The 13,170-nt window shown below is 62.9% G+C and carries 12 protein-coding genes; 6 read left to right on the forward strand and 6 right to left on the reverse strand.

The window, feature by feature from the left end:
- Nucleotides 1-12: 12 nt before the first annotated feature.
- A complete protein-coding gene (locus ABCW43_RS26810) occupies nucleotides 13-3,528 on the reverse strand; it encodes a hybrid sensor histidine kinase/response regulator (RefSeq protein ID WP_345930187.1) in 3,516 nt (1,171 codons plus the stop codon).
- A 200-nt stretch (nucleotides 3,529-3,728) separates the two neighbouring features.
- Between ABCW43_RS26810 and mscL the strand changes: the two genes are divergently transcribed.
- From mscL to ABCW43_RS26835, 5 genes are all read left to right on the forward strand, one after another.
- A complete protein-coding gene (gene mscL / locus ABCW43_RS26815) occupies nucleotides 3,729-4,154 on the forward strand; it encodes a large conductance mechanosensitive channel protein MscL (protein ID WP_345930300.1) in 426 nt (141 codons plus the stop codon).
- Nucleotides 4,155-4,271: 117 nt separating this feature from the next.
- Nucleotides 4,272-5,441, forward strand: coding sequence for a pyridoxal phosphate-dependent aminotransferase (locus tag ABCW43_RS26820; protein WP_345930189.1), 1,170 nt, complete (start codon nucleotides 4,272-4,274; stop codon nucleotides 5,439-5,441).
- A 159-nt stretch (nucleotides 5,442-5,600) separates the two neighbouring features.
- A complete protein-coding gene (gene galE, locus ABCW43_RS26825; RefSeq protein ID WP_345930191.1) occupies nucleotides 5,601-6,635 on the forward strand; it encodes a UDP-glucose 4-epimerase GalE in 1,035 nt (344 codons plus the stop codon).
- 111 nt (nucleotides 6,636-6,746) lie between these two features.
- The gene (locus ABCW43_RS26830; protein ID WP_345930193.1) at nucleotides 6,747-7,079 is read left to right on the forward strand and encodes a hypothetical protein; all 333 of its coding nucleotides are present in this window, start codon (nucleotides 6,747-6,749) and stop codon (nucleotides 7,077-7,079) included.
- Between the two features lie 124 nt (nucleotides 7,080-7,203).
- The gene (locus ABCW43_RS26835) at nucleotides 7,204-7,995 is read left to right on the forward strand and encodes a polysaccharide deacetylase family protein (RefSeq protein WP_345930195.1); all 792 of its coding nucleotides are present in this window, start codon (nucleotides 7,204-7,206) and stop codon (nucleotides 7,993-7,995) included.
- Between the two features lie 93 nt (nucleotides 7,996-8,088).
- On the opposite strand, the gene ABCW43_RS26840 is transcribed toward ABCW43_RS26835, so the two are convergent.
- From ABCW43_RS26840 to ABCW43_RS26850, 3 genes are all read right to left on the reverse strand, one after another.
- Nucleotides 8,089-8,487 carry a DUF1236 domain-containing protein gene (locus tag ABCW43_RS26840; protein ID WP_345930197.1) on the reverse strand — a complete coding sequence of 133 codons (399 nt, stop codon included), beginning with the start codon at nucleotides 8,485-8,487 and terminating at the stop codon, nucleotides 8,089-8,091.
- A 91-nt stretch (nucleotides 8,488-8,578) separates the two neighbouring features.
- Nucleotides 8,579-8,767, reverse strand: a complete 189-nt coding sequence (locus tag ABCW43_RS26845) for a hypothetical protein (protein WP_345930199.1) — start codon at nucleotides 8,765-8,767, stop codon at nucleotides 8,579-8,581.
- Between the two features lie 22 nt (nucleotides 8,768-8,789).
- The gene (locus ABCW43_RS26850) at nucleotides 8,790-9,605 is read right to left on the reverse strand and encodes a DUF1236 domain-containing protein (protein WP_345930201.1); all 816 of its coding nucleotides are present in this window, start codon (nucleotides 9,603-9,605) and stop codon (nucleotides 8,790-8,792) included.
- A gap of 532 nt (nucleotides 9,606-10,137) precedes the next feature.
- Between ABCW43_RS26850 and ABCW43_RS26855 the strand changes: the two genes are divergently transcribed.
- Nucleotides 10,138-10,731: a hypothetical protein gene (locus ABCW43_RS26855; protein ID WP_345930203.1), complete on the forward strand. Its 594-nt coding sequence runs from the start codon at nucleotides 10,138-10,140 to the stop codon at nucleotides 10,729-10,731.
- On the opposite strand, the gene ABCW43_RS26860 is transcribed toward ABCW43_RS26855, so the two are convergent.
- Nucleotides 10,705-11,379 carry a response regulator gene (locus ABCW43_RS26860; RefSeq protein ID WP_345930204.1) on the reverse strand — a complete coding sequence of 225 codons (675 nt, stop codon included), beginning with the start codon at nucleotides 11,377-11,379 and terminating at the stop codon, nucleotides 10,705-10,707. The two genes, ABCW43_RS26855 and ABCW43_RS26860, sit on opposite strands and share 27 nt — an antisense overlap.
- Nucleotides 11,376-12,782, reverse strand: coding sequence for a sensor histidine kinase (locus ABCW43_RS26865; protein ID WP_345930207.1), 1,407 nt, complete (start codon nucleotides 12,780-12,782; stop codon nucleotides 11,376-11,378). The genes ABCW43_RS26860 and ABCW43_RS26865 overlap by 4 nt, the downstream gene beginning before the upstream one ends.
- Nucleotides 12,783-13,170 lie beyond the last annotated feature (388 nt).

The following is a 13,170-nucleotide window of genomic DNA, read 5'->3' on the forward strand; positions in this document are numbered from 1 at the left end:
GTGAGGTTCACACTATTCGGCCGCGACGCGTTTGAGGCCTGCAACCTGTGTGAGGTAGGCCCGCATGGCGGCGGGCTTCACCGGCTTGTGCTGGACGCCGATGTCGTGCCGCTCCGCTTCGGCGCGCACTTCCGGCGTGCGGTCGGCGGTAATGATCAGTGCCGGGATGTCCGCCTGGTATTTCTGGCGGAGCTTGAGAACGGCGTCGATGCCGTTGCCATCGTCGAGATGATAGTCGGCGATGATGATTTCCGGCGGCGGTTCGCGGCGATCGACGATCTCGTCGAGGGCGGCGAGCGAATCCGCCTGGCCGACCGTGCAGCCCCAGCCGGTGATCAAAAGCGCCATCCCCTCGAGGATCCGCGGCTCGTTGTCGATGCAGAGCACCCTGAGACCGTTCAGCGACTGCGAGCGCTTGCGGCGCTCGGCCTGGTCGGCGGCGCGGATTGTCTGCGATGCGGTGAGGTCCAGGGGAACCTGCACCCGGAAGGTCGTGCCGCGGCCGGGCGTCGAGGCGAGCTGGACCGGATGGTTGAGCACCCGCGAAATGCGATCGACGATCGAAAGTCCGAGCCCGAGGCCTGTGGCGGTCTTCGCACCCTCGTCCAGCCGGGCGAATTCCCTGAACACCGTGCGAAATTTCGACGCTGGAATGCCGATGCCGGAATCGAGCACTTCTATGACCACCTGGTCGCCCCGCCGGCGCGCGCCGATCAGCACCTTGCCGTCGATCGTATATTTGATCGCGTTGGAGACGAGGTTCTGCACCAGCCGCCGCAGCAGGTTGGCGTCCGAGCGCACCTTCAGCGAGGTCGGCATGACCACGAATTCCAGGTCTTTTTCGCGCGCCATCGGGGCATAGTCGGTCTCGATGCGCTTCAAGAGGTCCTCGAGCGGCACGGTGGTGAAACGCGGCTTCATGGCCCCCGTATCGAGCCTGGAGATGTCGAGAACGGCGCCGAGGATCGCCTCGACCGATTCCAGCGCCGAATCAATGTTGCGGACCAGTGAGCCGTTGTTGTCGGACGCACCGAGCCGCTCGACCAGCGCCGAGGAATAAAGCCGGGCGGCATTGAGCGGCTGCAGGATGTCGTGACCGGCGGCGGCGAAGAACCGGGTCTTGCCGATATTGGCCTCGTCGGCGGAGGCCTGCGCCTCAGCAAGCTCCTTGTTGACGCGCGTGAGTTCGGCGGTGCGCTCGCCGACCCGCTGTTCCAGCGTCTCGTTCGCCTGCTTCAGGGCCTGGTCGGCGGCGACGCGCTCGGAAATGTCGGTGAAGGTCGCGACGATGCCCTTGTCCGGCATGGCATTGGAGCGCACTTCGATGATCCGCTCGCCGCCGTTGAGAACCAGGGAGAAGGGCGCGTCGAGCGTCTGGAACTGGCGGATCACCTCCGCCTGGTCGACTGCTGCGATATCGCCCCGTTCCGAAAGGATGGCGACCATGTCGGCAAGCGGAAAGCCGACTTGGCCGACCTGTTCCGGCAGGTCGAGCAGGTTGCGGAAGCGCCGGTTCCAGATGGTCAGGCGCTCGGAACTGTCGAAGACGGCGATGCCCTGGTCCATCTGCGACAATGCCGTCTGCAGCATGTCCTGGTTATATTGCAGCGCCTCGCTTGCCTGGTCGAGCAGCCAGGCGGTATCGGAATTGGTGTCCTCCGCCTTCTGCAGGATCAGCGACAGGACAAGCCGGGCGGAGGACGAGCCGATGGCGCTGCCGAGCAGTTGTTCGGAGAAATGGATCATCGCCATGTCGGCGGGCTGGTCGTCGCTGAACGTGCGGCCGGCGGTCCTCTCGTAATTCGAGAAGGAGCGCTGCATGCGCTCCTCGCCGAGATAACGGGCAATCGCCGTCTTCAGGTCGCCGACGCCGACCCGGGTCTTCCAGCCGCGCGTGGCAAATTGCGACCGCAGGTGCCTTTTGACGAAGATGCCCGCCTGGATCCGCTCGACCGGACGCGGATTGCGCGACAGCGAACCGAGCACGAAGGCGAGCATGTTGAGCGTCAGGCTGAAGATCGTCGCGTTGACCAGCGGGTCCGTCAGCGGTCCGGAGAATATGCCGGTGCCGGGGAACAGGAAATTGAGGACGGCGGTGGCAACGTGGGAATTGTCCGGACCGCCCAGGCTCGGCACGAACAGCAGGTACGCCCAGGCGAGGAAGCCGAAGGACATGCCGAGGATGGCGCCACGGGCGTTGGCCCGGCGCCAGACGAGGCCGCCGAGGAGGGCGGGCGCCACCTGCGCGATCGCCGCGAAGGCCAGCAGGCCGATCGAGGCGAGGCCGGACTGGCTGTCGGCCATGCGGTAATAGGCATAGCCGAGGATCAGGACGCCGAAGATCGCGACGCGGCGGATGTGCAGCAGCGTGCGCGTAAAGTCCGTGCGCTGGCCGGAGCGTGCCGCCATCAGCCGCTGCCTGAGGAAGATCGGGATGATGATGTCGTTCGACACCATGATCGAGAGCGCCACCGATTCAACGATGACCATCGCTGTTGCGGCGGAAAAGCCGCCGATGAAGGCAATCAGCGAAACCACCTTCAGCTCGCCGGCGAGCGGCAGCGTCAGCACGTAGAGGTCGGCGTCGCCGGTGCCGCCGAAGGTGATCAGCCCGGCCATCGCGACCGGCAGCACGAAGATATTGATGGCGATGAGGTAGAGCGGCAAAAGCGCGCCGGCCACCCTGCGCTCCTTGGTGGTCCGGTTCTCGACCACGGTCACGTGGAACTGCCGCGGCAGCATGATGATCGCGAACGCCGACAGCCCGATCAGGACCAGCCAGCGGCTGATCGGCGTCTCATAGGCGAGCGCCGAACCGACGAGCATGTTTTCGGATGCCTTGGCGAGCAGGTCGGCCGGCCCGTCGAACAGGATGAAGAAGACCGAAAAGCCGACCGTCGCAAAGGCGAGCAGCTTGACCACCGATTCCATCGCCACCGCGAGAATCAGCCCGTCCTGGTGCTCCGTCGCATCCGTGTGGCGGGTGCCGAAGATGACTGCGAAACAGGCCATCATCAGCGTGACGATCAGCGCCAGATCGATGAAATAGAGATTGCCGCTGCCGATGCCGTAATCCGACGGATTGACCATGGCGGCGACCGAACTCGACACCGCTTTCAGCTGCAGCGCGATATAGGGGACGGCGCCGACCAGCGCGATGATCGCGACGATCATCGCCACGGTGGAATTCTTGCCGTAGCGAGCGGCGATGAAATCGGCGACCGAGGTCAGCTTCTCGGCCTTGGCGAGCTCGACGATGCGCCGGATGATCGGCATGCCGAGCGTGAATGCGAGGATCGGGCCGATATAGATGCCGGTGAATTCCAGCCCCTTCTGCGAGGCGAGCCCGACGCCGCCGAAATAGGTCCAGGAGGTGCAGTAGATCGCAAGGCTCAGCGCATAGACGATCGGCCTTCCGTTCTTGGGCACGCCGAAGACACGGCTCCGCCGGTCGCCATAACTCGCCACTGCAAACAGCAGCAGGACGTAGGCGAAAGCCGAAACGAAAATGATCCAGCCCGGAAGCATTGCTCCTCCGCAAAAGGCTTTTGAAGCTCGAACATTAGGGGAAAAGCACCCGCTTGGAAATCAGGCGGCCTCTCGGCAAAAAGTCCAATAGACGGTCGCGTTTAAGGGGTTGGCGAACGTCATCTTTTCAGGCGCGCCGAAAGCGCTATGTTGGGTATCACTCAAATCTGAAACGCCATGGGGGAAAATTGGCCATGTCAATGATCAGCGAATTCCGTTCCTTTATTGCCAAGGGCAATGTCATCGACCTCGCGGTCGGTATCATCATCGGCGCCGCTTTCACGGGCATCGTAAAATCGCTGGTCGATGACATCGTGATGCCGATCGTCGGCGCGATTACTGGCGGCGGCTTCGATTTCTCGAATTACTTCCTGCCGCTGTCGAGCGCGGTCACAGCGCCGTCGCTCGCCGCTGCCCGCGAACAGGGAGCGGTCTTTGCATACGGCAATTTCATCACCGTTCTCATCAATTTCGTGATTCTCGCCTTCATCATCTTCCTGATGGTGAAGGCCGTGAACAAGATGCGCCTCGCCGATGAAAAGAAGTCGGCCGACGAAACGCCCGCCCCGCCGCCGGCCGATATCCAGCTGCTCAGCGAAATCCGGGACATTCTGAAGGCAAAGTGATCTTTTGATCACGCGACGACGATTCATCATCGGAATCGATCCCCGCGTCACGGATTATCATGGGATTCCTTGGGTTTCCTGCGCTAAAGAAGTGGGAAACAGCCTCAAGGGAATCCCATGTCGATCATCTCCAGTCTCAGCCCCCGCGCCGTCGCGGCGCCCGAAAGCGGCATCGTCGAGGTCATCACTTACGCCCGCGGGCGGGCGGGATTGATCCCGCTCTGGGCTGGTGAAGGCGACCTGCCGAGCCCGGATTTCATCAACCGCGCCGCAACCGAGGCGCTTCTGGGCGGCGAGACCTTCTACACCTGGCAGCGCGGCATCCCCGAACTGCGCCAGGCGCTGTCCGACTATTACGCGCGGCATTTCTCCGTCTCGCTGCCGGTCGAGCATTTTTACGTCACCGGATCCGGCATGCATGCGATCATGCTGGCGGTGCAGGCCGTGACCTCGCCGGGTGACGAGCTGATCTACCTGTCGCCGACCTGGCCGAACATCATCTCGGCGATCGAGATTTCCGGCGCCCATTCGGTCGGCCTGCCGCTCGATTTCGTCGGCGGCCGCTGGTCGCTCGATCTCGCCAAGCTGGAAGGCAAGATCACGCCGAAGACCAGGGGCCTGTTCATCAACACCCCGGCCAACCCGACCGGCTGGACCGCGACCCTCGAAGATCTGAAGAACATCCTGGCGCTTGCCCGCAAGCACGGCATCTGGATCATCGCCGACGAGATCTATGCCCGGTATTATTACGGCGGCACTGCCCGCGCTCCGTCCTTCCTCGATATCATGGAGGAGGGCGACCGCATCATCTTCGCCAATTCCTTCTCCAAGAACTGGTCGATGACCGGCTGGCGGGTCGGCTGGATCGTCGCGCCGCCGGAAATGGGACAGGTCATCGAAAACCTGGTGCAGTATTCGAATTCCGGCGTAGCCCAGTTCCTGCAGCGCGGTGCGGTCGTCGCGCTCAACCAGGGGGACGATTTCGTGAATGCGAATATCGCCCGGGCCACCCAGGCGCGCGATATCCTCTGCGACGCGCTGATTGCCACCAACCGGGTCGAGACCCTGAAACCGGATGGTGCGCTTTACGCCTTCGTCAAGGTCGACGGCATCACCGACAGCCGCAGAGCCGCGCTCGATATCGTCGACAAGATCGGCGTGGCGCTGGCGCCGGGATCGGCTTTCGGCAAGGGCGGCGAGCTTTTCCTGCGCGCCTGTTTCCTGCGCGATCCGAAGCAGATCGAAGAGGCCGCCGGCCGCCTCTCCGATTATATCAAGCGTCTCTAACCCGGTCCGGGACGCATTCGGTAAAATTCGAGCGATTTGCTCAAGGGCCTATTTGCCTTGGGCCCAGATAAACCCGGCGTGACCAGCGCCGGGTAAGCATTGTTGAAGACTGCCCATGTTTTTGTCCTGCCAACGATAAGAAAGCAGGGAAGTATAGACATGGCAGTTCTGGTGACAGGCGGCGCAGGTTACATCGGCAGCCACATGGCCTGGGCTTTGCTCGACGCGGGCGAGGAAGTTGTCGTTCTCGACAGGCTCTCGACCGGTTTTCGCTGGGCCGTGCCGGCCGAGGCGCGGTTCTATCTGGGTGACGTCGGCGACCGCGCCGTTCTCGCGCAGATCTTCGCGGAAAACAACATCGATGCGATCCTGCATTTCGCAGGCTCGATCGTGGTGCCGCAATCGGTCGCCAACCCGCTCGATTATTACGAAAACAATACCGGCAATACCAGGCTGCTTGCAGCGGCCGCGATCGCCGCCGGCATTCGCCATTTTGTCTTCTCTTCGACGGCTGCCGTCTATGGAGATCAGAAAGACGACACTCCCGTCTTCGAGAACGCCGAGCTGCATCCGAAGAACCCCTATGGTCAATCGAAGCTGATGTCGGAGATGATGCTGCGCGATGCCGCAGCGGCGCATGATTTCCGTTTCGTCGCGCTGCGTTATTTCAACGTCGCCGGCGCCGATCCCCTCGGCCGCACGGGACTGTCGACCGAAGGTGCCACCCATCTCATCAAGATCGCCTGCGAAGCCGAACTCGGCAAACGCCGTGGGGTCGACGTCTACGGAACCGATTATTCGACACCGGACGGCACCGGCATCCGCGACTATATCCATGTCACGGATCTGGTGGACGCCCATCTGAAGGCCCTGAGCTACCTGCGTCGTGGCGGCGAGCCCTTGATCGCCAATTGCGGCTATGGCCGCGGTTATTCGGTCCTGGAGGTTCTGGACGCAGTGATGCGGGTCGGCGGCCGCAAGTTCGAAATCCGCTACGGACCGCGGCGGCCGGGCGATGCGGCAAGCGTGGTCGCCAATTCGACGCTCGCGCGCCGGCTGCTTGACTGGAAACCGCGCCATGACGATCTCGATCTCATCGTCGAGACCGCGATTTCCTGGGAGAAGGGCCTGGCTTCCCGCAAGGCCGAAGACCTCAAGTCGCTGCAGAGCAGGCTGGCATCGGCACGCTTCTAGGGTCCCGATCGACACGGGAATTCATGGAACATCCTCGGCCTTTCTGGGTTTGACCTTGGACGGACAAACCCAATCCGCCGGTTCTGCCGGTGGTTCAACGGAGGAAATTCCATGACTTTCAAGCTTATTACCGTATCGATCCTTTCCCTCGGCCTGGCGGCCGGCGGCGCGCTTGCCCAGACCAGCGGCCAGGGGAATGCAAGTTCCAGCGGAACGTCGGCCAGCGATAGCAGCGACGGCCAGAAGAAAATCGATCCCAACGCCACCAACAGCACGACCGGCGGCGCCATGGGCAATGCAGCGGGCACGAAGGACACGCGCACCAACTGCGCTCCGAACCTTCAGACCAGCGGTTCTGCCACCACGCCTGACCCGACCGGCACCGCATCGGTTCCCTCGGGCCAGGCCGGCACGAATACCAACGGCCAGGCCACTAACTGCTAAAGCCGAATATATTTCCGCGAAAAAGGCCGGCCCCCGCCGGCCTTTTTTGCTGCCCGGATATTCCGTCGCATGGCGTCTTTAAGGCTTTAGCGATAAAGAGAGGCCTCCTCGATATCGGTATGCCATGCGACGCGCCCTGTTCTCCACATTTCTGATGTTACTGCCTCTGGCGGCGGGTGCTGAAAATCCGCCCGCCCGCCCGCCGGTCAACCGGCCCGGCTATGCAAGTGCCGCACCCGCTCCGAAACTGGTCGAGCCGCATCTGCATGTCGCGCGTTCGGGCAATGCCGTTCGCCCCCGGGTCGCGCTGACCTTCGATGCCTGCATGGGTCAGGCTGACCAGCGCATATTATCGACGCTGGTGCGGGAACGCATTCCCGCGACCATTTTCGTCACCGCCCGTTGGCTGAGAAGCAACCCGCAGTCGGTCGCAATCTTTCTGAACAATCTCGATCTCTTCGAATTGCAAAACCACGGCCAGAACCATGTGCCGGCGGTCGATATGCCGGTCCTGATCTACGGCATCGCCGCCGCCGGGTCGCCGGAAGCCGTTCGCCAGGAAGTGTCGGGCGGCGCCGATGCCATGCTGGCGGCAGGCTTCTCCGCACCACACTGGTTCCGCGGCTCGACCGCCAAATATGATCCGTCCGCCATCCGTCAGATCCGCGATATGGGATATCGGGTCGCCGGGTATTCGCTGAACGGCGACGGTGGCTCCCTGCTCGGTGCCGCAGTCGCCGAAAAACGCATCGCCGCCGCCAAGGACGGCGATGTCGTCCTCGCGCATATCAACCAACCGACCCATGCGGCCGGCGAGGGCGTGGCCCGCGCGCTCATTGCCCTGAAACGACGCGGCGTCGAATTCGTGCGCCTTTCGGACGTCGACGGCATGGGCGACGACGACACGACGCAGTGAGCATGGCAGGCTGTCCGGCTGGTAATTTTTGATGCAGTTCGGGGAGAGACGAAATCCGTCTCTCCCCGAACCGTTGTCGGCGCTGGTTGGGATTTAGTGGACGACCTGGACGACCGTGCGGGTCTGTGGGTCGACGATCACACGCTGTTCGTTCACCACCGCATAGGCGTATTTCGGGCTGTCCGGAACCGGGGTCAGCACGACGGTCTCCGGGATGGGCTTGCCGACGACGATCTTCTCCTTGATGACGACGGGCGATGCCGGGGCAGGGGCCTTTTCAACATAGGTAACGACGCGCTCCGGCGGCGGGTCGATGGCGGTCCCGGCAACTGCGCCGGCGACGCCGCCAACGGCTGCACCGACCGGGCCTCCGATGATCGCACCGGTGACAGCACCGCCAGCCGCACCATTGACGGTACCCTGTTGGGCCGAGGCGACCGGGGCGAGGACGCCCAGCATTGCGGCGGAAAGAACGAGGATCTTGGTCTTCATGATGGTTCTCCTTGTGAGTGTTTGTGGAGGCTAGGTGTTATGGGGCGGTCGGTTGGTTGGCACCGCACCCTTGGAATGCGATCGAGGCCGTCTATCGCGTGACAGGCGCCGGCGCCTCGATCTTCGGCAGGGTTACGTTGATGCCGACGTCGCGGTTTCCGAGGTAACCCCCTTCGATGAGGAAGAGCCCGCCCGCAATGGCGGCGATCAAGAGGGCGGCAGCGACGGCCCAGCCGCCGCTGCCGCCCGTATGGATCACTGTCGGTTCTCGGTCACTCATGGTTTCCTCCTGCGTTCAGCACTCAGCCGACCAGGATGTAGACGATCTTATGGCTCGAAGGCTCGACGATGATGATCCGACCATCCGCCAGCACGAAATATTCGTAGCCGCGATAGGCGGGCACGATCTCGATGATGCGCGGCGGCAACGGATGCAGTTCCACCGTCGTTGGAACGGCGACGCCGACATCGACTTTGATATCGACATCGACCGGCTCGACCTTGTTCTGGACGAGGATATTGCGCACCTGCGTCCTCTGTTCGGCCGAGATATTGATGCTGCCGGTCGTCTCGTTCGAAGGTCTGTCGGTGGCAGCCTGATCGGAACCGGATTGCTGGGCGCCGCTGTTCTGGCGGGCGGTATCTTCGGTTGCCGGCTTGCCGGCATCCGTTCCGGAGCCCGAGCCCGAATTGGCGGTCGTTGAACTGCCGCTCTGGTCGGCAGGTTTCTGCTGTGCCGTATTGTCGGTGGCGGGCGACTGGGCGTCGCTGGCCTGTGTCTTTGTGGTATCGCCTTTCTCCTGAGCCGCCCTATCGCCCTTCGGCTTCAGGCGTTGCTGGTCGCCGCCCTGGGCCTCGGCGCTCATTTTGTCACTGCCGCCGGCCGAACCCTGTGGCTGTTGTGTCGCGGTGCCCATATCCTGCTGCGGCTGAGCCTGCTTGGCGCCAGATGAACCATCCGAACCCGGCACGATTTTGCGTGGCAGGATCGGAGCGGCCGAATTGCCGCCGTCCTGACCGGCCGCAGGAGCCTGGCTTTGAGCGATCGCGGGCACGAGCGAAAGCGTCGATCCGGCCAGAAGCGCAATCGCGAGCGCGTGTTTCATTGGTGGTCTCATGATGTTTCCTCCATTTTCTGGTTCACCTGCGAACCCTTGGGTGGGCCGCATTCACAGGTCGAACTCTGGCTGCCACAGCTCGTTCCGGGCTTCGGGCTTCAGTCCGGCGGGGCAGGGACTTCGGCCCGATCGTTTTTGGGCCTTTGGTCTGACATGGCGGGGTAAAGGTCCAAAGGGGGATGAAATAGAGGAACTGCGCTGATAAGGTGCCGTTGATCCTGGAGGTTTTTCAGGAGGTTCCGTCATGGACAACAGCGTTTTCCAGGCCAGATGGCTATTGATCCCCGTCGCAGGGCTTTTTGTCTTCATGGCCACTTTGGGAGCGCTTGCCGTCTGACAGATGCAGACCGGTTCCTGCGCGATCATCGGTCCTTTTTCAGCGCAGAACCTGCCCGCCGGCTGCCCGTATCGCGGTCGGCGGGCTCTTTGACCGGCAAGAGTGCAACGGAGCCGTCGGGGCGGGCGTCCGGTTTAGACTTGCAAAACAGTGCAAAAATGCCGCACGCAGGAGAGGGCCACCCAGGAGCGAGAGATGCCGACGCGTAGAATGCTGTTCTTGAGCGGAGCGCTCACCGCAATTGTTGCAACCGTACTGCCTTTGAAGGTTGTCTCCGGTGGGGACGGCTTGCTGTGCCTCACTCTGTCGGTCGTTGCTGCCCAGCAAGGCAATGGCAATGGTGGAGGCGGCGGAAGCAACGGTGGAAACGGCGGCGAGAATGGCAACGGCGGCTCCGGAGGGAACAGCAACGGGAACGGTAGTGACAATGCCGGCGGCGGGGGCAGCAACGGAAATGGTGGCAGCGGTGGAGCCGACACCGGCGGCGCCGGCGGCACGAGCGGTACCGGAGCCGGATCGGCTCCGGCGGACGCAACCACAACGCCGCGCAGCGCAACCTCCGCCCCCTCGCGGCCCGCAACCCCGGTGGCTCCGGGGCCGGCAACTCCATCGAAGGCCGGCGTCGAAGTCGAAGTTCGCGGAACCTCGATCACCGTCCGCCATCAAAACGGCGCGACGGAGCGGATTTCCCAAGGGCGTTACGAAATGCGGGATTCGCGTTCCCGCACGATCGTCAACCGGACCGCGACCCCCTCGGATGCCTCAAGATTGCGGTCGTTCGGCCGCTGAGCGTTGATCGGTCGCATCGCGAAGAGCGAGTGCTGCCTCCGTCCGGTTGGTCACCTTCAGCTTCGACAGGATGCGGGTCATGTGATGCTTGACGGTCTTTTCATGAAGATCGAGTTCCCGCGCCACCCGCTTGTTGCTCAGTCCGGATGCCACGAGGCTGAGGACCTCCTGTTCGCGGTCGGTCAGTTCCGACAAAAGATCGGGCTTTGGCGGGGCTTCGCTGGAGACGGACAGGCCGGCGATCAGTCGCGCCGAAAGGGCAGGCGAAACATAGCTTTCCCCGGACGCCACGGTTCTGACCACGTCTGCCAGGCCGCGCGAGCCGACGCCTTTGAGAACATAACCTTTTGCGCCGAGCTTCAGCGCGGTCGCGATGTCTTCACTCGTCTCGGAAACGGTGAGCATGACGATCTTAAGATCCGGGCAATAATCGAGCGCTTCGGCAATCGCCTCGAGACCGTTGCCGGGCATGGAAATGTCCATCAGCATCACGTCCGGGCACAATTCCCGCACGATGCGCAGCGCGTCGTCCCGAGAGCCGCCTTCGCCGACCATCTCGAAATCCTCGATTTCCCCGAAACTGCGCGTCACTCCCTCGCGGAACAACGGATGGTCGTCGACGACCGCTATCTTTATTCCTGCCATCATGCCTGCTCCATTTCATGCACGTTCAGCGACATTCTGACCGTGGTTCCGTCCTTCGATGTGGTGATCGCAAATGTGCCGCCGAGGCTTTCGATCCGCTCCCTGAGCCCCGCGAGCCCGAGACCTTCGGGGCGTATGCGTTGGGGATCGAACCCCGGCCCCCGGTCGGCAACTTCGACGATGACGTTGCCGTTGTCAAAACTCTGGCGAACGCTCTGGTCTATGCCGCCGCCATGGCGGAAGCCGTTGTTGAGCGCTTCCTGCACGAACCGGTAGATGCAGATCTTGGCCGAGGGCGATAGCGGCCGCGACCCGCTTGAGACCGACAGCGCGACATCGACGCCCGTGCGCTGCCGGTGCGCATTGACGGCGCGCTGCAACACCTCCGTAAGCTCCGCAGTTTCGATCTGCGGCAGAACCAGGCCGCTGCAGATGCTGCGGATCTCGTCCATCGCCTCGTCGAGGCGCGCCTTGATCGTGGTGACTTCCGCTTCGCGGGCGGTCAGCGACGTTGCGGGATCGGTCAGAAGCCGGCTGTCGACCCGCAGCGCCGCATAGGCCACAAGCTGCGCCGGCCCGTCATGCAGGTCGGCGCCGAGCCGGCGCAGGTAGCTCTCGTTAAGGGCGGTGGCGCGCCGCGAAGCCCGCTGCGCCCGCGCGTGAAGAGCCTTGTTTTGCGAAAGCAGCTCGGAGAGCTCAGCGACCCGCTGCGTCAGCGCCTGTCGCTGATGGTCGATCGTGCGGCTGCCGCGGAAAACGATCGCCGAAAGGATCAGGAAGAAGGCGAGCGTGACGCCGGCCACCGCCGCCCAGCTTCGAAGCTGCGCCTGATAAAGGCTGCGCTCGAAATCGCCCGCGACCTCGTAGAACTCCGAGACCGCGACGACCTCTCCCGACCAGGGCTGCAGGATGGGATTGTAGATTTCGAGAAGTGGCATGCCGGTCGCGCGCTCGATCTTGCTTTCCGGGTCTTCGGCAAGTCCGAACCGCGCCACCATCTGTCCGGAAAATGCGGTTTTCAGACCCTCGCTCGGCCCGAATTTCTGTCCCACCATGCTTTTGTCCGTCGCATAGAGAATCGTGCCGTCCCTGCGCCAGAGCTTGAAGGATATGACCTGGCCGCCGAGCGCGCCCTGGCCGAAGGTCTCGTCGAGCGCGCGGGTGGTGACGTCGTCGAGCGTCTGGTCGGTCTTCATGTCCGGAAGCAGCGGGGCGATGATGCTGTCGACATAAAGCGCGGTGGAAGCCGCCGAATTGCGGGTGACCGCCGCCTCGATGAGGCTGGTCACGAAGGCACCGACCAGCAGCATCGCCGCGAAGGCGACCAGCCCGCCCGCGAGCAGAAACTGCCGGGCGAGGGATTGGTCGTTCCAGCGATCAAGAATTCCGCCAAGCCGCATCAGCATGCCGTTCCGATGACCCGCACTATGCGAGCCGATGCCTCGCAACGCGGAAGGTGGCTGATAGTTGCAATTCGGGGTGGGTTATCTGACCACATGTCGTCCTGAAGGGGTGTGGACGTGTCGCTTTGCAGCAGAAATACCACTTGACCTGCTTTGCTGGATAAGCCCAGACACTATGGGCCAGATACGTCAGGGCAGTACCAAAACCACAGTCCGATCAGCAATACAGCGATCGAAAGCTTCGGCCGCGGAACCGAGCCGGAAGCTACGGTATCAATCCGATGACGGTTCTGAAGTAGCGCAAGCGGGCCAGCCATAGCCTGTTCAATGAAGTCGAATTGCAGCCCAACGCGCCGATAGGTCCGGTCCCGGATCTCATAGTAGAATGACT

This window comes from Neorhizobium tunisiense (genome assembly GCF_039631515.1).
Lineage (GTDB): Bacteria > Pseudomonadota > Alphaproteobacteria > Rhizobiales > Rhizobiaceae > Neorhizobium.